This is a genomic window from Kitasatospora paranensis (genome assembly GCF_039544005.1).
GTDB classification, from domain to species: Bacteria; Actinomycetota; Actinomycetes; order Streptomycetales; family Streptomycetaceae; genus Kitasatospora; species Kitasatospora paranensis.
In genome coordinates this window covers 7,892,804-7,911,828 of record NZ_BAABKV010000001.1, presented here as the reverse complement: position 1 = coordinate 7,911,828, position 19,025 = coordinate 7,892,804, and the positions used below count along the sequence as shown (strand labels likewise).

At 74.4% G+C, this 19,025-nt stretch carries 16 protein-coding genes and 2 pseudogenes; 13 read left to right on the top strand and 5 right to left on the bottom strand.

Annotated features, from left to right (window positions below):
- Positions 1–30: 30 nt before the first annotated feature.
- Positions 31–297: a hypothetical protein gene (locus ABEB13_RS37555; RefSeq protein WP_345709100.1), complete on the bottom strand. Its 267-nt coding sequence runs from the start codon at positions 295–297 to the stop codon at positions 31–33.
- Complete coding sequence (locus tag ABEB13_RS37550) at positions 297–542, bottom strand: hypothetical protein (RefSeq protein ID WP_345709099.1); 246 nt, start codon at positions 540–542, stop codon at positions 297–299. Before ABEB13_RS37550 ends, ABEB13_RS37555 begins: the two co-directional genes overlap by 1 nt.
- A gap of 206 nt (positions 543–748) precedes the next feature.
- Here ABEB13_RS37550 and ABEB13_RS37545 point away from each other — a divergent pair, with 206 nt between their 5' ends.
- The 3 genes from ABEB13_RS37545 (at position 749) to ABEB13_RS37535 (ending at position 2,761) form a co-directional block, all read left to right on the top strand.
- Entirely contained in the window at positions 749–934 is a 186-nt protein-coding gene (locus ABEB13_RS37545) for a hypothetical protein (protein WP_345709098.1), read from the top strand.
- 147 nt (positions 935–1,081) lie between these two features.
- Positions 1,082–1,477 (top strand): YciI family protein, encoded by a 396-nt coding sequence (locus ABEB13_RS37540; RefSeq protein WP_345709965.1) that lies wholly within the window; start codon positions 1,082–1,084, stop codon positions 1,475–1,477.
- A 3-nt stretch (positions 1,478–1,480) separates the two neighbouring features.
- Positions 1,481–2,761, top strand: a complete 1,281-nt coding sequence (locus tag ABEB13_RS37535; protein ID WP_345709964.1) for an RNA polymerase sigma factor — start codon at positions 1,481–1,483, stop codon at positions 2,759–2,761.
- A gap of 55 nt (positions 2,762–2,816) precedes the next feature.
- Here ABEB13_RS37535 and ABEB13_RS37530 read toward each other — a convergent pair whose 3' ends face one another.
- The 3 genes from ABEB13_RS37530 to ABEB13_RS37520 form a co-directional block, all read right to left on the bottom strand.
- Entirely contained in the window at positions 2,817–3,485 is a 669-nt protein-coding gene (locus ABEB13_RS37530; protein ID WP_345709097.1) for a class I SAM-dependent methyltransferase, read from the bottom strand.
- Between the two features lie 290 nt (positions 3,486–3,775).
- Entirely contained in the window at positions 3,776–4,693 is a 918-nt protein-coding gene (locus ABEB13_RS37525) for a DUF6891 domain-containing protein (protein WP_345709096.1), read from the bottom strand.
- Between the two features lie 105 nt (positions 4,694–4,798).
- The gene (locus ABEB13_RS37520; RefSeq protein WP_345709095.1) at positions 4,799–6,442 is read right to left on the bottom strand and encodes an alpha-amylase family glycosyl hydrolase; all 1,644 of its coding nucleotides are present in this window, start codon (positions 6,440–6,442) and stop codon (positions 4,799–4,801) included.
- 431 nt (positions 6,443–6,873) lie between these two features.
- Here ABEB13_RS37520 and ABEB13_RS37515 point away from each other — a divergent pair, with 431 nt between their 5' ends.
- From ABEB13_RS37515 to ABEB13_RS37475, 10 genes and pseudogenes are all read left to right on the top strand, one after another.
- Positions 6,874–8,109 (top strand): radical SAM protein, encoded by a 1,236-nt coding sequence (locus tag ABEB13_RS37515; protein WP_345709094.1) that lies wholly within the window; start codon positions 6,874–6,876, stop codon positions 8,107–8,109.
- A gap of 56 nt (positions 8,110–8,165) precedes the next feature.
- Entirely contained in the window at positions 8,166–9,806 is a 1,641-nt protein-coding gene (locus ABEB13_RS37510; protein WP_345709093.1) for an NAD(P)-binding domain-containing protein, read from the top strand.
- Entirely contained in the window at positions 9,803–11,098 is a 1,296-nt protein-coding gene (locus ABEB13_RS37505; protein ID WP_345709092.1) for a sugar efflux transporter, read from the top strand. The genes ABEB13_RS37510 and ABEB13_RS37505 overlap by 4 nt, the downstream gene beginning before the upstream one ends.
- On the top strand, positions 10,992–12,608 hold the full coding sequence (locus ABEB13_RS37500) for a glycosyltransferase (protein ID WP_345709091.1): 1,617 nt from the start codon (positions 10,992–10,994) through the stop codon (positions 12,606–12,608). Before ABEB13_RS37505 ends, ABEB13_RS37500 begins: the two co-directional genes overlap by 107 nt.
- A gap of 86 nt (positions 12,609–12,694) precedes the next feature.
- Positions 12,695–13,105: pseudogene (locus ABEB13_RS37495) on the top strand (glycoside hydrolase family 3 N-terminal domain-containing protein); the annotation flags it as partial.
- 65 nt (positions 13,106–13,170) lie between these two features.
- Positions 13,171–14,469, top strand: a pseudogene (locus ABEB13_RS40980) (glycoside hydrolase family 3 protein); the annotation flags it as partial.
- Positions 14,470–14,504: 35 nt separating this feature from the next.
- Positions 14,505–14,813 carry a hypothetical protein gene (locus ABEB13_RS37490; protein WP_345709089.1) on the top strand — a complete coding sequence of 103 codons (309 nt, stop codon included), beginning with the start codon at positions 14,505–14,507 and terminating at the stop codon, positions 14,811–14,813.
- Complete coding sequence (locus ABEB13_RS37485; RefSeq protein ID WP_345709088.1) at positions 14,753–15,235, top strand: putative glycoside hydrolase; 483 nt, start codon at positions 14,753–14,755, stop codon at positions 15,233–15,235. The genes ABEB13_RS37490 and ABEB13_RS37485 overlap by 61 nt, the downstream gene beginning before the upstream one ends.
- Positions 15,236–15,594: 359 nt before the next feature.
- Positions 15,595–15,993, top strand: coding sequence for an STAS domain-containing protein (locus ABEB13_RS37480; RefSeq protein WP_345709087.1), 399 nt, complete (start codon positions 15,595–15,597; stop codon positions 15,991–15,993).
- 204 nt (positions 15,994–16,197) lie between these two features.
- The gene (locus ABEB13_RS37475; RefSeq protein ID WP_345709086.1) at positions 16,198–18,696 is read left to right on the top strand and encodes a glycoside hydrolase family 9 protein; all 2,499 of its coding nucleotides are present in this window, start codon (positions 16,198–16,200) and stop codon (positions 18,694–18,696) included.
- Positions 18,697–19,025: the final 329 nt, after the last annotated feature.

Here is a 19,025-nt window from a genome sequence, read left to right as displayed (position 1 = left end):
GGCAGGCCCGCGGGCCGCCGGCGCGGACGCTCAGCCGACCTCGAGGTAGGCGACGACCACCACGGTGCGCAGCGCGGTGACGTAGTAGATCAGCCGGACGGCGTCCACGTCGTCGGTGTACTGGCGCAGCTCGGGAGCGGTGCCGGGGATCGGGTCGCCCATGGCCGGGTCGACGGAGAGCGCGGCGAGGGCGCGGTCCAGGGCGTGGATCTCGCCGGGGTCGGTGATCGCGTCGATCTGCTGTTCGGCGAGCGGGGTGAAGGCGATCTGGGCGCGGCGGCGGCGCTGGCGCGGCATCAGGCGGCGGTACCCCGGCGGCGGTCGGGCTGCGCGTCCGCGAGTTCGGCGAGCCGGCGGTCGCGGATCGCCTCCCACGGGACGCAGTCCTCGGGTCGGGGCAGCCCGTTGCGCACGATGTCGTCGAGGGCGGCCGCGAGCCGGTCGGCCCGGGCCCGCTGCTCGTCCGCGTAGGCCTGCAGGGCCGCGGCGGACCCCGGGTCGAGCGTCTGCCGGTCGGTCGTGGCGGCGGGTCGGTCGGTCATCTCGCGCTCCCGGGCGTGGCGTTGATCCCACGGTATCGCCCGCGCGGGCCCGCTGTCCCGGGCCCGGGTGACATTCCGGTGCCACCGCGCCGCCCGTCCGGCGTGCCCGTCGACGCGGCGCGGCTGTGTGGCAACCCGGTGAACCGTGGCAGCGGCGGTACCGTTCGGTGACAGCTCTGCGACACTCCGTGGGAAGGCAGACCGTCATGACACCGTGCCGCGACTCGCTCTCCTGCACCTGTTCCCAGCAGCGTCTGGCCGCGCAGGCCCGGGCCTGGTCGCTGCCCCGGCACCGCCGGCCGGTGACGGGCGGGACGGGACGGGCCTTCGACGCGTTCCTCTCGCGGTGGGGCCGCGCCCGCCGGGCGGATCTGCGGGCGGCGGGCCTGTGACCTGCGCCGTTGCGACGGACCGGGGTGGCGGGAAAATTTCTTCGACGCATCGGGTCGGAGGATGTCGAAATCGCGGCGCCGGCTTCTACCTACCCGTGAAAGCGCCCGGAGCGGGCGCGGACGAGTGAGGAGAGAGCCGTGAAGTACATGCTGCTGATGCAGTTCAGCGCGAGGACCGTCGACTTCCCCGGCATCGAGCAGTGGACGCCGGACGAGGTCCGGGCGCACATCGCGTTCATGCGGGAGACCAACACCAAGCTCGCCGCCGGCGGCGAGTTCGTCGACGCCCAGGGCCTGGCCGGCGTCGACACGGTGAAGATCGTCCGCTCGGCGGGCGAGGGCGCGGCGCCGCTGGTGACCGAGGGCCCCTTCCCGGAGACCAAGGAGTTCCTGGCCGGCTGGTGGATCGTCGACTGTGCGAGCCCGGAGCGCGCGGTGGAGATCGCCGCGGCCGTCTCCGCCGCCCCCGGGCCGGGCGGGGCGCCGCTGAACATGCCGATCGAGGTCCGCCAGGTGATGGCCGCACCCGACCCGGAGCTCTGAGCCCTGACCGCGAACAGCCCCGCCGTCGACGACCTGCTGCGTGAGCTCGCGCCGCGGGTCGTCGGCGTGCTCACCCGGCGGTACGGGGATTTCGACACCGCCGAGGACGCCGTCCAGGAGGCGCTGCTCGCGGCCTCCCTTCAGTGGCCCGGGGAGGGCCTGCCGGACAGTCCGCGGGCCTGGCTGATCCGCGTCGCGAGCCGGCGGATGACCGAGCAGGTGCGCGGCGAGCAGGCCCGGCGACGGCGGGAGGAGACGGTCGCGGCCCGGCAGCCCGCCGACCGCCGTTCCGCCCCGGCGGCCGACGAGGACGGCGCGGCGGACGAGGACGACTCGCTGACACTGCTCTTCCTGTGCTGCCATCCGGTGCTGCCCCCGGCGGCCGCGGTGGCACTGACGCTCCGTTCGGTGGGCGGCCTGACGACCGGTGAGATCGCGCGCGCGTTCATGGTCCCGGAGGCGACGATGGGCCAGCGGATCAGCCGGGCGAAGCAGCGGATCAGGGCCTCCGAGGTGCCCTTCCGGATGCCCGAACCGCAGGAGCTGCCGGGCCGGCTCACCCTGGTGCTGCACGTGCTGTACCTGATCTTCAACGAGGGGTACGCGAGCAGCGCGGGCCCGGCCCTGCAGCGGGTCGACCTCTCCCGGGAGGCCGTCCGGCTGGCCCGCGCGCTGCACGCGTCCGCGCCCGACAGCAGCGAGGCCGCGGGCCTGCTGGCGCTGATGTTGCTGACGCATGCCCGCAGCGCGGCCCGGACGGGCCCGGCGGGCGAGCTGATCCCGCTCGCCGAGCAGGACCGTGGGCGGTGGGACGCCGCGGCGATCGGCGAGGGCGTCGCCCTGATCACGGCGACGCTGCCGCGCGGCCCGGTGGGGCCCTTCCAGGTGCAGGCGGCGATCGCCGCGGTGCACGACGAGGCCGCCACGGCGGCGGAGACCGACTGGCCGCAGATCCTGGCCCTGTACGGGGTGCTGGAGGGCCTTTCCGACAACCCGGTGGTGACCCTCAACCGGGCGGTGGCCGCCGCGATGGTCGACGGGCCGGAGGCGGGCCTGGCCCTGGTGGCCGAGATCGAGGCGGACGGCCGGCTGGCCGGGAACCACCGGCTGCACGCGGCCCGGGCGCACCTGCGGGAGCTGGCCGGCGACCGGGACGGGGCGCTCGCGGACTACCGGACGGCCGCCGAGCGGACGGCGAGCCTGCCCGAGCAGCACTACCTCCGACTGCGCGCGGCCCGGCTCGCCGCCGGCAGCCGCCCGCCGGCCGACGGGACGCGAGGCTGACCCAACGGCCGGGGACGGGGCCGGCGGGCGACGCGGTCAGTGCCGGCGGCCCCGGTCAGTGCGGCGGCGCCTCCGGCGTCCTGCGGGCCAGCAGGAAGGCCCGCGGGGACGGCTCCCCGGCATCGGGCGCGCGGTGGAAGCGCGCGTGCACGGGCAGGCCGGCCCCGGCCAGCAGGTCGGCGACGGCCTCCGGGCGCCGCCGCCGGATGTCCAACGACACCGGTCCGCCGAACGCCGAGGTGCGGTGCACGGTCTCGTCGCCGACCTGGAAGATCAGCAGGAGCTCGCCGCCCGGCGCGAGCACGCGGTGGAACTCGGCGAAGAGCGCCGGCAGTGCCTCGTCGGGGATGTGGATGATCGAGTAGACCGCCGCGATGCCGCCCAGCGAGGCGTCCGGCAGGTCGAGAGCGGTCATCGACCCCTCGTCGAACCGCAGGCCCGGGTACGCCCGCCGGGCCAGCTCCACCATCCGGGGCGACAGGTCGACGCCGAACGCGGCCACCCCCAGGGTGTTCAGGTACGCCGTCACCCGGCCCGGCCCGCAGCCCAGATCGGCGACCGGGCCGCCACCCGCGGCGAGGACGAACTCGGCGAACGCCCGCAGCGCCGCCCGCTCCAGCGGCTTGGACTCCAGCTCCGCGCGGAACAGCTCGGCGTAGCCGGCGGCGACGGCGTCGTAGGACGCCCGAGTGGACGTCAGGAATGCCGGCTCGGTCTCGCTCATGGACGGGCACCCTACCGGGCCGCCGGCGCAGGGCCGTCGGTCTCGGCGAAGGACGCGGCGATACTCCGGGCCCGTGCGGCCGAACACGAGGTGGGTCCTCCGAGGTCCTGCCCGACCCGCCGGGCCGGCTCGCCGTGGTCACCGCGACAGCCGGGTCGGCCCAGGTGCCGGTGACCGACCGGCACACGGCTCCGAGTCGTCCGCACGAGGCCGGATTCCGCCGCCGCCCGCCCGGCGCGGGGCCGACCGCGCCCTGAGACCCGGCCTGCGGAGCGGCGGTCACGGCGCTCCTACCCGATCAGGCGGCGGCGCCAGTCCAGGGGCGTGACGGTGATCGCACGGGAGGGGTCGCCGTCCCACGCCGTCCGCAGGCCGGCCGCATCGAGGGCGGCCACGACCTCGCGGCCGACGGCGGCGGTCGTCCCGGCCGAGCCGTCGAAGCCGCCGTAGAGGAGCATCAGTCCGTGGCCGGCGGCGGCGGAGTCCGTGCACTGGGTGTGGAAGTACACGAATCCGCGGGCGTCGGACCCGCCTTCGCCGCCGATCTCGGACTCGCCGCAACTGCGGCAGCAGGTGAAGTTCTCGCGGGCGGTGATCCCGGACTCCTGCAGCGCGGTGAACGCACGGGTGAGCCGCTCGGGGTCGGTCTCGCCCCGCCATGCGCGCTGCTCCACGACGCGCTCCAGCCAGAGCCGGTCCGCCAGCGCCGCCGCCTGCTCGCGCGACACCGGCCGACGGTCGGCCGTGACCAGGTACTCCTCGGCGAGCTCGGCCAGTTCGGCGCGGGAGGCGTAGCCGCCGATCAGCACCTCGCGGACGCGCTGCTCCAACTCCTCCCGCTCGTCGTCGCCGAGGTCGAGCGGCGGCACCTGCGGGACGGGGCCCATGTCCAGCAGCGTCCACGGCAGCCCCGCGTCCCGGTCGTCCTCCTCGCGGGCCCAGCGGGTCATCGCCGCGATCACGGTTTCGGGGCCGTCCACCATGGCCTGAAAATGCCGGTCGGCGGCGCCGTCGCGGTGCTCCAGGGTGTAGTCGCCGCCGGCCTCGTGCCAGACCTGGGTGAAGACGTCCGGCAGGTCGGGCACCCGCCGGACCACCAGGAACCGGTCGCCGTCGTCGCCGATCCGCCGGACCAGCCCGGCCAGCTCCCGGGCGGACACGCGGACGTGCCGCTCCCGGTTCTCCGTCATCACCACGATCTCGAGCATGCGCAGACTCTGGCACACACCGGTGACGGCGTCCCCGGCCGGGCGTGCGCCCGGCCGGGACCGACCCGCCCGCGCCGGGTCGGCTCGTCGGCTGATCTCGCCGGCTCAGCTCACCGGGCCCGGGCCGCCGAGGTCGTGGACGGCCCAGCCGAACCCGGCCGCGGTGACGGAGGCCGGGCCGAGCGCGACGCCGTCGCCCTCCAGCAGCCGGGCCCGGCCCGCCCGCAGGGCGGCAGCCGTGCCGCCGTCGGCGGCGGCGAGGGCGACCGAGGCCTCCTCGCGCCCCGGATTGACGGTCACCAGGTAGCGTCCGCCGCGGAGATGGACCAGCGGGTAGCCGTCGTGCAGGATCTCCACGCTGCCCCGCGGACCGAGCTCCGGGAAGGCCCGGCGCAGGGCGATCAGGCGGCGGACGGTGTGCAGCAGGGACTGCTCGTCCGCGCGCTGCCCGGCGACGTCCGGACGGTCGGCGGCCGGGTCCAGCGGGAGGTAGTACCGCTCGGCGGACGCGGTCGAGAAGCCTGCGCCCGGGCCCGGCTCCCACTGCATGGGCGTGCGGCACCCCGCCCGGTTGTAGTGGGGGCCGAGCACACTGCCCTCGTGGTCGGGCAGCCCGGGCACGTACCGCATGCCGATCTCGTCGCCGTAGTAGATCGCCGGCAGGGTGGGCCAGGTGAGCTGGAAGGCGAAGGCGCACGGCAGTTGCTCCGCGGTGCGCGGACCGCAGGCGAGCCGCGAGAAGTCGTGGTTGGCGGTGGGGAGGGCGATCAGGCCGTTGCCGCCGAGATCGCGGGCGCCCTCCTGCCAGGCGTCGAGGAACGGCCGAGGGGATCCCTTGGCCTCGGCGTCGAAGTAACAGTCGGCCGGCGGCCAGGAACTCTGGTCGGTGCCGTGCCCGTTGTGCCACAGCGAACGCAGCGGCCGGCCGTCGGTCGGGCCGCCGAACTGCAGGAAGAAGTCCGCGTGGAAGCCCGCGGCCACCGAGGCGGCCGGGTCCCCCCACTCGGCGAGCAGGGCGGCGTCCGGGTGGGCCCGGTCCAGCCAGTGCCGCAGTTCGGTCCAGAGCCGGGCGGTCTCGCGGCGGCCCGGGTCGTCCTTGACCAGGGAATAGGCCATGTCGACGCGGAAGCCGGACAGTCCGAGGCCGAGCCAGTGGTCCATGATCCGGCGCAGTTCCGCACGGTTGGCCCGCGGGCCGTCGGCGTGCGGGCCCTGGCGCCAGGGTTCGGCCGGATCGGTGCGCCCGTAGCCGAAGTTGAGGGCCGGCTGGGCGTCGAAGAAGTTCGGCAGGTAGGCACCGGGACGACTGCCGGGCGACCGGACGAAGCGGGCGGGCGGTGCCACCTCGGTGCCGTCCGTCCAGATGTAGCGGTGGTCGTCGGGGTCGGCGGCGGCGGCGGTGAACCAGGGGTGGCGGTCGGAGGTGTGCCCGGCGACCAGGTCGAGCATGACGCGGATACCGCGGCGCCGGGCCTGGTCGACGAGGTTCGCCAGGTCCTCGGACGTACCGTAGCGCGGGGCGACGGTCAGGTAGTCGCTGACGTCGTAACCGGCGTCGAGGAACGGCGAGGCGAAGCACGGATTCAGCCACACGGCGTCCACGCCGAGCCAGGCCAGGTGGTCGAGGTGCGCGGTGATGCCGGCGAAGTCCCCGATGCCGTCGCCGTCGGAGTCGGCGTACGACTGCGGGTAGATCTGGTACAGCACGGCGTCGGTGAGCCAGGCGGGGGCTGGTCGGTGCAGGGTCATCGCTCGGGCTGCCTTCCTGGTCGCGCAGCGGTCCGCGCCCGGTCGCGGGCGGGCCGGCCGGGGCGTGCCCGGACGGGCACCCCAGGGTGGCCATGCCCCACCCGGTGCCGTGCCATGCCTCCGGCCGGGGGCGCCGGCGGGCGCGTCGCGCACGGGCGGCGGACGGGTCGCGCACGGGCGGCGCCTCGGCGTCCGCCGGAAGTCGTCCGGAATCCGCCCGCAGTCCCGAAAAGATTGATGACAGTGTGTCAAAAAACTCCTGGTGGGACGCACTTGACAGCCCGGCGTGCCCAGCCCCTACATTGTGGGAGCGCTCCCACCCTCCGCGGCGGCCCCAGGGACTGTCACACAGACCCTCCCGGTCGCGCCGCCGAACTCCCCGCCCCAGCAGCCTTCGACCCGTCGCGTGCGGACGGCACGAGGAGTGATTCATGCCTGCCCATCCGCAGGAACGGCCCGAGGCCGGTCCGGTGAGCAGCGGCCTGTCCGCTCGCGCCGCCTGGCTCGCCGGCCGGACCGCATCGGCTCCCGCACCCGCACCGGCCCCGCCGGGGCTGGGCACCGCGCATGTCGCCGACAACCTCGACCTGGTCGGCAAGATCTACCAGGAGTCGGTCTTCCCCGACGTCGCCGCGGTCGCCCGCGGCGAGCGGCTGGCCAGCCCGCTGGTGATCGACCTCGACCCCACCACGGTCTGCGACCTGGCCTGCCCGGAGTGCATCAGCTCCGACGTCCTGAACCACGGGCAGATCGCCAAGGACCGGATCGTCGAACTCGCCGAGGAGCTGGCCGGCAGCGGCGTCCGCGCGGTGATCCTGATCGGCGGCGGCGAACCGCTGATGCACCGCGCCGTCGGGACGGTGATCGAGACCCTGCACCGGGCCGGCATCCGGCTCGGCCTGGTCACGAACGGGACGCAGATCCACCGCTACCTGGACCAACTCGCCGGGATGCTCTCCTGGGTGCGGGTGTCGATGGACGCCGCGACCGAACCCACCTACGCGGAGTTCCGGCCCAGCCGGGGCACCCGCAGCGTCTTCCCGCAGGTGGTGGCCAACATGCGCAGCCTGGCCGCCCGCAAGGCGGGCCGGCTCGGCTACTCGTTCCTGCTGATGCAGCGCCGGGCGGCCGACGGCACGGTGACGGCCTCCAACTACGACGAGGTGTACGAGGCGGGGCGGCTCGCCAAGGACATCGGCTGCGACTACTTCGAGCTGAAGGCGATGCTCGACCAGGACCACTTCACGGTGAACCAGGACAGCGCCGACACCGACCGCGTCGAGGCGCAGTGGCAGCGCCTGGGCGAGCTGGCGGACGACGGCTTCCACCTACTGCGGTCCTCCAACTGGGAGGCCGTCCGGACAGCGTCCGACCCGCACCAGGAGAAGTCCTACGACCGCTGCGCGGTCGCCGAGTTGCGGACGACCGTGACGCCCACGGGCGTGTACGTCTGCCCCTACCACCGCGGCAACGAGCGGGCGAAGCTCGGCGACATCCGGGACGGGTCGTTCGCCGACCTGTGGCACAAGGCGGATGTCTCGGTGATCGATCCGCGGCGGGACTGCCGGTTCCACTGCGCCCGCCACGCCACCAACGTGGAGATCGGCGGGCTCCGTACGCGCACCGCATCTCCGCTGCTGGTCGCGGACTTCGACCCCTTCATCTGACCCCGTCGGCCGGCCCCGCCCGGCCGATGCCACGACGCCCGACGAGAGGGGTGGACATGCGGATCGCGGTGATCGGCGCCGGTCCGGCCGGACTGACCTGCGCCAAGCAGGCCCTGGAACGGGGCCACCAGGCGGTGGTGTACGAGCGGACCGCCGACGTGGGCGGCATCTGGAACCCGGCCTCGGCCGGGGCCTACGCCAGTGTCCGGATGCAGAGTTCGCGGATGAGCTTCCCCTACTCCGACCACCCGCCGGCGTTCGCCGCCGACTTCCCGACGCTGGCCGAGGTGCACGGGTACCTGCGGTCCTACGCGGGCGAGTTCGGTGTGCTGCCGGTCACCCGCTTCGGCGCCGAGGTGCGCTCGGTGGTGAAGCGGGACGGCCGCTGGCAGGTCACTGCCAGGTCCGGCGCCGGGCAAGCGACCGAGGCGTTCGACGCGGTGATGGTCGCCAGCGGCGAACTGTGGGAGCCCCGCATGCCCGAACACCTGCCGCCGACGGCCGCCGGGGTGCAGGTGATCACGGCGAAGGACTACCGCAGCCCGGAGCCCTTCGCCGGCCGCCGGGTACTGGTGGTGGGCGGCGGGGTCAGCGGTGCCGACATCGCGGCCGAACTCGCCGCGGGCGGGGCGACGGTGGAGTGGTCGGTGCGCCACCGCGCGCTGTTCCTGCCACGGACGGTCGGCGGCGCCTACAACGACGCGCTGTTCTCCTACATCGGGCGGGTCGCGATGGAGGAGCTCCCCTACCGCGACTTCCTGGCGCGGCTGGAGGAGTTGGAGCCGCGCTACTTCGCGATGTACCGGGAGAGCGGGCTGCTGCCGACCACCGGATTCCACGGCGCCGTGCACGTCAACGACCGGATCGTGCCCGCGGTGCACCGTGGCGACGTCCGGGTGCGGCCCGCGTTCGAACGGTTCGAGCCACAGGGCTCGGTGGTGTTCGCGGACGGCCTGCGGGCCCGCTACGACACCGTGGTGCTCTGCCTCGGCTACGGCCTGCCGGATTACTCGTTCCTGCCCGGGCTCGTCCGGGAGGAGTTGTACGAGCACTTCTTCCCGCTGGCCGACCCGACCCTCGCGATCGTCAACACCCCGGTCGACACCGAGGCCTTCGGCACCGCCTGCCCGTACTTCGAGGCGATCGCCGGATGGGCGCTGCGGGTCTTCGAGGGCACCGTCGCCCTGCCCGAACCGGCGGAGCGGGCCCGCTGGTGCGCCGAGCACATGGGGCGGCTCGGCGACCGCCGGTACTACGACTGCTGGTTGGAGACCGTCCGGATCGGCCTGCTGTCCGGCACGGTGGCCGACCCCGCGGTGGACTTCGCCGGGTTCTGGCGGACGGTCTCCGCCCAGGTGGGGCCGGCCGGCCTGCGCCCCGGCGGCCCGGCGCAGGACGCGGCGGTGCAGGACGGCCTGTTCGACCTGGCGGAGCTGCGGTTGCGCCTGCTGGCGGGGCTGGGTGAACCCGTCCTGGCGGGGCTGGTCGCGGCCGGGTCGGTGTCGACCGGCGACGCCCGGCGGGCGCGGCAGGTGCCGGCCGGACGGGCGATCGCGCCGTGGCTGCCCTACCGGCAGCGAGGCCACGCCCCGGTGGCGGCCCGCCCCGCCGGCACCGCGGCCGCGGCCGACCCGGTCGGCGTGGGCACGGTCGGCCTCGGCACGGTCGGCCTCGGCACGGCCGAGGTGGCGCGGTGAGCGGCGGGCGGGCGGGGCGGGCCGCCGTCGGCCTGCGCGGGCTGCTGGGCGACGGTGCGCTCGGCGGGCTGGTGGGCGCGACCGGGATGATCGGCGTCGCCGGGGCGATGGTGACGACGTCGGTCAGCCTGTTCCTTTCCGACAAGGTCGGCGCCACCCCGCTGATGATCGGCCTGTTCTTCGCCGGCCGGGCGGTGATGGAGATCGCGTCCGACCTGGTGGTCGGCGCGATGTCGGACCGGATCGGCAACCGCCGTTCGCTGCTCGCGCTCTGCTCGCTGCTGTCGGCGGTGGGCGCGCTCTGCTACTCGGCATTCCGGGACTACTACCTGCTCTTCGCCGCCGCCGCGGTGTTCTTCGGCATCGGCAGCGCCTGCTTCTCGCAGCTCTTCGCCTACACGCGGGAGTTCGCGGACAACCGGGCGATGGACGCGACGTTCTTCAACTCGGCGCTGCGGTCGGTGACCTCGCTCGCGTGGATCGTCGGGCCGCCGCTCGGCTTCCTGCTGATCGACGTCCGTGGCTTCGGCACGCTGTTCCTGACGGCGTCGGCGCTGTACCTGGCGGCGGGCGCGCTCTGCCTGTGGCGGCTGCCGAACCTCCGGGTGGAGCAGGGCGGCGCGGCCGCCGGCAGCCCGTACCGGGGCATCGGCCGCCGATCCGCGCTGCTGATGACGGCCGTGGTGCTGCTGCTCGCGGTGAACAGCATCTACCAGATCGACATCGCCCTGTTCGTCACCAAGGACCTGCACTTCGCGGCCGGGTTCACCGGCGTGCTGCTCGGCGTCGCCTCCGCACTGGAGATCCCGGTGATGATGTACCTCGGCTCGCGGGCCGAGCGGTTCGGCAAGTGGCGGCTCGTGCTGGTCGGGGCCTGCTGCGCGGTGCTGTTCTTCGCCGCACTGCCGAACGTGCACAGCGCCTGGCTCCTCGTGCTGCTCCAACTGCCCAACGCCGTGTGGACGTCGATCGTCCTGAGCATCCCGGTGACGATCCTCCAGGACGCGATGGCCGACCGGGTCGGCGCCGCGTCCGCGCTGTACTCCAGCTCGTTCAAGGCGGGGATCCTGCTCGGCGGTGCCACCGCGGGGACGGTCACGCAGTGGGCGGGGTTCACCGACGTCTTCTGGGCCTGCGCGCTGCTGTCGGCGGCGGCGGCCCTGCTACTCGCCCTCGGGAGGGGTCTTGGTCACCAGCGTTCCGCAGGTCAGCGTGGTCGTGCCGACGTACAACCGGCAACGGCTGCTGCGGCTCACCCTGGAGTCGCTGACGCGGCAGAGCCTGCCGGCTGACGCCTTCGAGGTGCTGGTCGTCGACGACGGTTCGACGGACGGCTCGGCCGACGTGGCCGCCGCGTTCGCCGACCGGCTGCGGCTGCGCTACCTCTACCAGGAGGACCGCGGCTACCGGGTGGCGGCCGCCCGCAACCTCGGGCTGGCGCACGCCGCGGGCGAGGTCACCGTCTTCGTGGACTCGGGGGTGTTGCTGCACTCCGGCGCGGTCGCCGCGCACCTGGCGAGCCACCGCGCCGCCGAGGCACCTGTCGCCGTCTGCGGCTACGTGTACTGCTTCAACGAGGACAACGAGGACGGCGCGCAGATCGAGCGGGCCATCGACTACGCGGACCCGGACGCCACCATGGCCGGGCTGCGCGCCGAGGGCCGCTGGCTCGACATCCGGGAGGAGTTCTACGCCAAGTACGGCGACGACTTCGCCGACCAGCCCGCGCCGTGGCTGGTGTACTGGACCTGCAACGTGTCGGCGCGGACGGAACGGCTGCGCGCCGTGGGCGGGTTCGACGAGGCGTACCGGGCCTGGGGCGCCGAGGACGTCGACCTGGCCTACCGGCTGCACCGGGCGGGCGACCGGTTCGTGCTCGACCGGGACGCGGCGGCGATCCATGTGCCGCACCCGAAGAGCTACGCCGACAACATGCGGTCGGCGGCCGCCAACTACCGCTACTTCGCCGAGAAGTTCGACACGCCGATCACCAGGCTGGTGCCGGACAACCACTTCTTCCTGATCAACGACCTGATCCGGGAGCGGGAGCTGCCGTCGTGCGCGGCCCACCTGACCGCGCCCCGGCCGGACGCCGGGAGGGTGCTGGTGTTCGCGCCGCACCCGGACGACGAGACGATCGCGTGCGGCGGCACCATCGCCCGGCTGACCGCGACCGGGCACCGGGTCGGCGTGGTGTTCGCCACCGACGGCTCGCGCTCGCACGCGGCCGTCCTCGGCATCCACGCGGACCCGACCCCCGAGGAGCTCACGGTCGTCCGGGCCGGCGAGGCCCGTGCCGCGGTCGGGGTGCTGGGCGTGGCCGCCGAGGACGTCCGGCTGCTGGGCTTCACCGACACCGCGCTGGCCGCCTCGGTGGCGGACTTCCGGGACGCCGTCCGCAAGCTGCTGGCCGAGCACCGGGACGTCACCGAGGTCTACCTGCCGCACGAGGTCCGGGAGTTGAACGCCGACCACCGGCTCACCGGGGAGATCGCCGTCGAGTGCCTGACCGAACTCGGCCTGACCCCAAAGGTGTTCCGGTACGTGGTGTGGGACGAGCGGACGGAGCGGGAGTTCGCCTTCGTCAACCGCAGTGAGCCGGCGGCGGGCGAGCGGCGGCCGGAGCGGCGGGTCGCCCGGGACATCGCCCCGCAGCTCGCCGTCAAACGCGCCGCCCTCGCCGAGCACCGCACCCAGGTGACGCTGTACGCGCCCGGACAGCAGCGCGCGGTCGTCCCGCCCGAGTTCCTGGCCCGGGTCAACGGGCGCACGGTCGAGGAGTTCTGGGTCGCGGACTCCTGACCGGCCCCACGCTCCCCCCGCCCGGCCGGCCGGGCGCCCGCCGGCCGCCGGGCCGTCCCCTACCCCGTCACGCCCCTGGAGCAGAGATGTCGGCACAGCCCCCGCTCGTCCACCACCCCGACTGGCCCGCTGTCCGCTCGGCGGTGGCACCGGACGAGCAGATCGAGCAACGCGTGGAGGAGATCCTCCGGCGGATGACGCCGGAGGAGAAGGTCGGCCAGATGATCCAGCCGGAGCTGGCCGAACTCACCCCGGAGGACGTCCGGGAGTACCGGATCGGCTCGGCGCTCAACGGAGCCGGGATCTGGCCGGGCGGGGACCGCCGGGCCACCCCCGGCGACTGGGTGAAGACCGTCGACCGGTTCTGGGAGGCGGCCGAGAGCGCCTACCGGGGGCGAGGCTTCCGGATCCCGTTCATGTGGGCGACCGACGCGGTGCACGGCCACAACAACGTGTTCGGCGCGACCGTCTTCCCGCACAACATCGGGCTGGGTGCCGCGCGCGACCCCGGCTGCTGGAGCGGATCGGCGCGGCGACCGCCCGGGAGATCGCCGCCACCGGCATGGACTGGACGTTCGCCCCGACCGTCACCACGCCGCGCGACCGCCGCTGGGGCCGCTACTACGAGGGGTACGCGGAGGACCCGGAGGTGGTGCACGGCTACGCCGCGGCGATGGTGCGCGGCGTGCAGGGCGCCGCCCTGGACACCGGCGTGACCGCCTGCATCAAGCACTGGGTCGCGGACGGCGGCACCGCGCAGGGCGGCGACCGGGGGACCGCGCGTTGCCCCGAGGACCTGGTGCGCAACATCCACGCGGCGGGCTTCCTGTCCGGTATCGCCGCCGGCGCGCAGTCGGTGATGGTCTCCTTCAGCAGTTGGGAGGACCCGGCCAACTACGACCACTCCCCCGACTGGGGCGAGGCCTACAACCACAAACTGCACGGCAGCCGCCACCTGGTCACGGACGTCCTCAAGGGCCGGATCGGCTTCGACGGCATCGTGATCAGCGACTGGGACGCGCACGCCGAGGTGGCGGGCTGCACGGTGGGCGACGCCGGGTACGCGATCGCGGCCGGCATCGACGTGCTGATGGTCGCCGGCCGCGAGGCCTGGCAGTCCGTGCACCGCACCACGCTGGAGCACCTCCGCACCGGGCGGATCGCCCCGGACCGGATCGACGACGCGGTGCGCCGGGTGCTGCGGGTGAAGATGCGCTTCGGCCTGTGGGAGGCCCCGCGCCCCGCCGATCGGGCCGCGGACCCGGCGGTGCTCGGCTGCCCCGAGCACCGCGCACTCGCCCGGGAGGCGGTGCGCAAGTCGCTGGTGCTGCTGAAGCACCGTCCGGGGACACTGCCGCTGCCGCGCACCTCCCGGGTGCTGGTGACGGGCAGCGGCGCCGACGACATCCGGAAGCAGACCGGCGGCTGGACGCTCACCTGGCAGGGCAACGACGTCACCCGGGACGACCTGCCGGGTGCGCAGACCGTCGCCGATGCCGTGCGGGAGACGGTCGGTGACGCGCACTGCACGGTGGATCCGTTCCTGGAGAGCGCCGACCCGGCCGCCCACGACGTGGCGGTCGTGGTGATCGGCGAGGACGCGTACGCGGAGATGCGGGGCACCATCAAGCCGTGGGGCACCCTGGCCTACGCCGGCCTCAAGCGCTCGTACGCCCGGGACCTGGAGACCCTGCGGCGGCTGCGGGCGGCCGGCAGCAGGGTGGTGACGGTCTTCCTGACGGGGCGGCCGCTGTACACCACGGAGGAGATCAACCTCTCGGACGCGTTCGTGGCGGCCTGGCTGCCGGGCACCGAGGGCGGCGGGGTGACCGACCTGCTGTTCGCAGCACCCGAGGGCGGGCCCGCGCACGACTTCCGGGGCCGGCTGGGCTTCTCGTGGCCGCGCACGGCCCGCTCGCACGCCGCGAACCGGATCCCCCGCACATCCCCGGCTACCGGGTGCCACCGGAGGAGCAGGCACCCGAGGGCGAGCACGAGCCGCTGTTCCCGTACGGCCACGGGCTGCGGCTGGCCGACCCGCCCACCGCGGACGACCCGCTGCCGGAGGACACCTGGCAGGACGACACGCCCGTCCCCCGGCCGCCGGACCGGTCGAAGTCCTCGGCACCCCGGACAGTCCGTTCGTGTGGCGGATCGGCGGGCACAACACCTGGTCGCGGCCGCACATCGCGTTCGACGGGGTGACCGACGTACTGGTGGTGCGGGCCGTGCCGATGGCGCGCGCCGGACGGCCCGGCGGGCCGGCCCTGGACCTGCGGTTCAAGGGCTACCCGGCGTTCGTCTACGCGCAGCAGCCCGAGGGCCGGCCGGCCGACCTGCGCGGGTACGCCGAAAGCGGCGTGGTGGAGTTCGACGTCCGGGTGCTGGAGGCGCCGACGGCGGCCTTCCAGCTCGCCTGCCACGACGACTACCCGGCGCAGCCCGGGCTGGACCTCACCGAGCGGCTGCGGGCGCTGCCGGCCGGCCGATGGGCCACCGTCGCGGTGCCGGTGGCGGAGCTCGGCCGGATCGGGTCGGACCTCCAGCACGTGGACGTGCCGTTCATGCTCTACACCGAGGGCACGGCGCGGATCGAACTCGCGGACGTGCGTTGGCGGACGGCCTGACGGTCGGCCCGACAGTCGGCCGTGGGCGGGCGTATCCCTGGGTCTCCCCGCGGTCTGCCTTGGGAGCGCTCCCGAAGTTCCCCGGTCAACCCCACCACCCCGTTCGACCGTGCGGCTTGGGCGGCCGATCCGGCGGCGCCTTCGCGAGGCCGCCGGATCGCTCCGAATCGGCCGCCGAACTGCGCTTTCGCGCGCCGTGCGATCCTTGCGGCCCACGCGCGCCGGTAACAATCCCCGGCACACCGCTTGACATCATCGGAGGCCCACCCGCCACCATGGATCTGCGGGAGCGCTCCCACGCTCTCGTGCAGCCCCCGCCACCCCACGGCCCGGCGGGCACCCGGAACCTGGAGCAGCCCATGTACGCCAATGGCTACGGCCGCGTCCTCCTGGACACCCCGTGCGACCCGTCCGATCGCGCCATCACGGTGTCCCGCAACGAGGGCCGGGTGGTCCTCGGCTACCACGGCACGCTGGACAGGTCCACCGCTCCCGCACTGCGCGAGGCACTGCTGACCGAGCTCGGCCGGCACCCCTCCACCGTCGTGGTCGACCTCTCCGGACTGGAGCACTGGAACTCCTGCGGGATGAACGCCCTGGTCACCGCCCACCGTTCGGCCCGCCGCCAGGGCGCATCGGTGGTCGTGGCCGGACTCCGGGGCCGGGCCGCCGCCTCGTACCGCGCCACCTGCCTGGCGACGCTGATCCCGACCTGCCCCGATGTCGCCGCCGCGATGGCGCACCGCTCCGCCGCCTGATCCGACATCGGCCGGCCCCGACCGCGGCGGCCGGACGGCCGGCGCACGCCGCACCTCCGGACGTCCCGGCGACCGGAGCGCGGGCCCCTGCACGCATCTTGACGTGTCCCGGTCGATCCGGATTCACTTGCTGGGAGCGCTCCCAAGCACCTGGGGTCGGCACACTGCCGACCCTGCCCCCACGACCCGAAGGACCTCCACCCGATGCCTCGCGTCATCCCGTCCCCCCGTCCGGCCCGCCGCCCGGCCCGCAGAACTGCCGCGGTGCTCGCCGGCCTCGCGCTGGCCGCCGCCGGGCTCGCCGCCTTCCCGACCGGCGCCCTCGCCGCCGGCACCACCACCGCGGCCGCCACCGGCTCCGGCACACCCGTCCGCGTCAACCAGCTCGGCTACCTGCCGGACGGCCCCAAGCGCGCCACCGTCGTCAGCTCCGCCACCGCTCCGCTCGCCTGGCAGCTGCGCAACGCCGCCGGCGCCACCGTGGCCTCGGGCACGACCACCGTGCACGGTGCGGACGCCGCCTCCGGGGACGCCACCCACCTGGTCGACTTCTCCGCGTACACCGGCACCGGGACGGGCTTCACCCTGGTCGTCGACGGGCAGGCCAGCTACCCGTTCGACATCTCCGCCGCGCTCTACGACGGCCTGCGCGCCGACAGCATGTCCTTCTTCTACCAGCAGCGCAGCGGCATCGCGATCGACGCGGCGCTCGCCGGCAGCGCGTACGCCCGCCCGGCCGGGCACCTCGGCGTGGCCCCCAACAAGGGCGACACCAGCGTGCCCTGCCAGGCGGGCGTCTGCGACTACAGCCTGGACGTACGCGGCGGCTGGTACGACGCGGGCGACCAGGGCAAGTACGTGGTCAACGGCGGCATCGCCACCTGGGAACTGGTCAACTCCTTCGAGCGCGCCCACCGGGCCGGCACCGACGCGGGCCAGGGCGACTCCACCCTGCGGGTGCCCGAGCGCGGCAACGGTACGCCCGACGTGCTGGACGAGGCCCGTTGGGAGCTGGACTTCCTGATGCGGATGCAGGTCCCGGACGGCAAGCCGATGGCCGGCATGGCCTTCCACAAGGTGCACGACGCCCAGTGGACGGGGCTGCCCACCCGCCCCGACCAGGACAGCCAGCAGCGCGAGCTGCACAAGCCCTCCACCGCGGCCACCCTCAACCTGGCCGCCACCGCCGCCCAGTGCGCCCGGGTCTACGCCCCGTACGACTCCGCCTTCGCGGCCCGCTGCCTGGACTCGGCACGCCGCGCCTGGACGGCCGCGAAGGCCAACCCGAACGTGCTCGCCCCGGCCACCGACAGCACCGGCGGCGGCGCCTACGACGACACCCAGGTGGGCGACGAGTTCTACTGGGCGGCCGCCGAGCTGTACGCGACCACCGGGGAGTCCCAGTACCGGGACGCGGTGACCTCCTCCCCGTACCATGCCGGGGCCGCCGGGGGCTTCTACTGGGGCGACACCGCGACGCTGGGCCGGATCACCCTGGCCACCGTCCCCGGCGTCGGCCTGGCCGCCGACGACCTGGCCCGGATCCGCGCCTCGCTGACCACCGCCGCCGACGGGTACCTGGCCACCATGTCCGGCCAGGGCTACGCCGTCCCGATCCCGGCCGACGGCTACGTCTGGGGCTCCAACAGCTCGGTGGCCGACAATGCGATGGTGATCGCCGTCGCCTACGAGCTCACCGGCCAGCAGCGCTACCGGGCCGGCGCGCTGGAGTCCCTCGACTACCTGCTCGGCCGCAACGCGCTCAACCAGTCGTACGTCACCGGATACGGCGAGCACGCCTCGGAGAACGAGCACCACCGCTTCTGGGCGCACGAGAACGACGCCTCCCTGCCGCACCCGCCGGCCGGATCGATCGCCGGCGGTCCCAACTCCGGTCTCCAGGACCCGGTGGCCGCAGCCCAGTTGACCGGATGCGCGCCGGCCAAGTGCTATGTCGACGACATCGGCTCGTACTCCACCAACGAGGTGGCGATCAACTGGAACGCGCCGCTCGCCTGGCTGGCCGCCTTCGCCGCCGACCGCCCGGCCGGCACGCAGCCGGTCACCCCGAAGGCCGTCGTCGCCCCGGCCGCCGTGACGGTGCCCGAGGGCTCCTCCGCCACGGTCGCGGTCCACCTGTCGGCGCAGCCCGCCCAGAACGTCACGGTCACCGTCGCCCGGGCCTCGGGCGACACGGACCTCACGGTGGCCGGCGGGTCGACGCTGGTCTTCACGCCCGCGAACTGGTCCACCGCGCAGCAGGTGACGGTCGCCGCCGCACAGGACGCGGACACCACGGCCGGGACGGCCTCCTTCGCCGTGACGGGGACGGGCGTGGACGGCACCTCGTTCACGGCCACCGAGGCCGACGACGACACCCCGCCGGCCGCCTCCTGCTCGGTCGGCTACCGGGTGGACAGCTCCTGGGCCAACGGCTTCACCGCGACGGTCACCGTGAAGAACACCGGGCCGGGCCCGGTCACGGGCTGGACGCTCGCCTGGGCCTTCGCCGGCGACCAGCGGATCGGCAACGCGTGGAACGCCACGGTCACCCAGACCGGGGCCGCGGTCACCGCCAGGGACGCCGGCTGGAACGGGACGCTGGCGCCCGGCGCCTCGGCGAGCTTCGGCTTCCAGGCCGCCTACTCCGGTGGCAACACCGCGCCCACCCAGTTCACGGTCAACGGCGCCGCCTGCGCCTGACCGGCCCACCACCGGCTCGCCACCGGACCCCTGACCGCACGGGCCCGACCGCCGATCTGTCCCGCCGCACGACACGGCCGTGGGCCGCCGTCCTCCCCCGGGCGGCGGCCCACGGCCCGTGTCGCGCGGACGGTCCCGGCAGCCCGCGCACACCCTTATCCAGGCCCGGTTGATTGCGCCGGAAATCCCATGTGACCGGTAGTTGAACAATGCATGAGAACATAGCCACGCCCGACCGGCAGATCGGGTCGAATTTCCCGCCGAGACGTGGGCAAATCAGACATTCGCGCCGGTCCGGCAGGCAATGGTGGCAGGCATGTTGTTCACAG

What these genes read in the sequence shown, in the direction of transcription:
- ABEB13_RS37555 (WP_345709100.1), bottom strand. Translation starts at nt 297, where the DNA reads ATGCCGCGCCAGCGCCGCCGCCGCGCCCAGATCGCCTTCACCCCGCTC.
- ABEB13_RS37550 (WP_345709099.1), bottom strand. Translation starts at nt 542, where the DNA reads ATGACCGACCGACCCGCCGCCACGACCGACCGGCAGACGCTCGACCCG.
- ABEB13_RS37545 (WP_345709098.1), top strand. Translation starts at nt 749, where the DNA reads ATGACACCGTGCCGCGACTCGCTCTCCTGCACCTGTTCCCAGCAGCGT.
- ABEB13_RS37540 (WP_345709965.1), top strand. Translation starts at nt 1,082, where the DNA reads ATGCTGCTGATGCAGTTCAGCGCGAGGACCGTCGACTTCCCCGGCATC.
- ABEB13_RS37530 (WP_345709097.1), bottom strand. Translation starts at nt 3,485, where the DNA reads ATGAGCGAGACCGAGCCGGCATTCCTGACGTCCACTCGGGCGTCCTAC.
- ABEB13_RS37525 (WP_345709096.1), bottom strand. Translation starts at nt 4,693, where the DNA reads ATGCTCGAGATCGTGGTGATGACGGAGAACCGGGAGCGGCACGTCCGC.
- ABEB13_RS37520 (WP_345709095.1), bottom strand. Translation starts at nt 6,442, where the DNA reads ATGACCCTGCACCGACCAGCCCCCGCCTGGCTCACCGACGCCGTGCTG.
- ABEB13_RS37515 (WP_345709094.1), top strand. Translation starts at nt 6,874, where the DNA reads ATGCCTGCCCATCCGCAGGAACGGCCCGAGGCCGGTCCGGTGAGCAGC.
- ABEB13_RS37510 (WP_345709093.1), top strand. Translation starts at nt 8,166, where the DNA reads ATGCGGATCGCGGTGATCGGCGCCGGTCCGGCCGGACTGACCTGCGCC.
- ABEB13_RS37480 (WP_345709087.1), top strand. Translation starts at nt 15,595, where the DNA reads ATGTACGCCAATGGCTACGGCCGCGTCCTCCTGGACACCCCGTGCGAC.
- ABEB13_RS37475 (WP_345709086.1), top strand. Translation starts at nt 16,198, where the DNA reads ATGCCTCGCGTCATCCCGTCCCCCCGTCCGGCCCGCCGCCCGGCCCGC.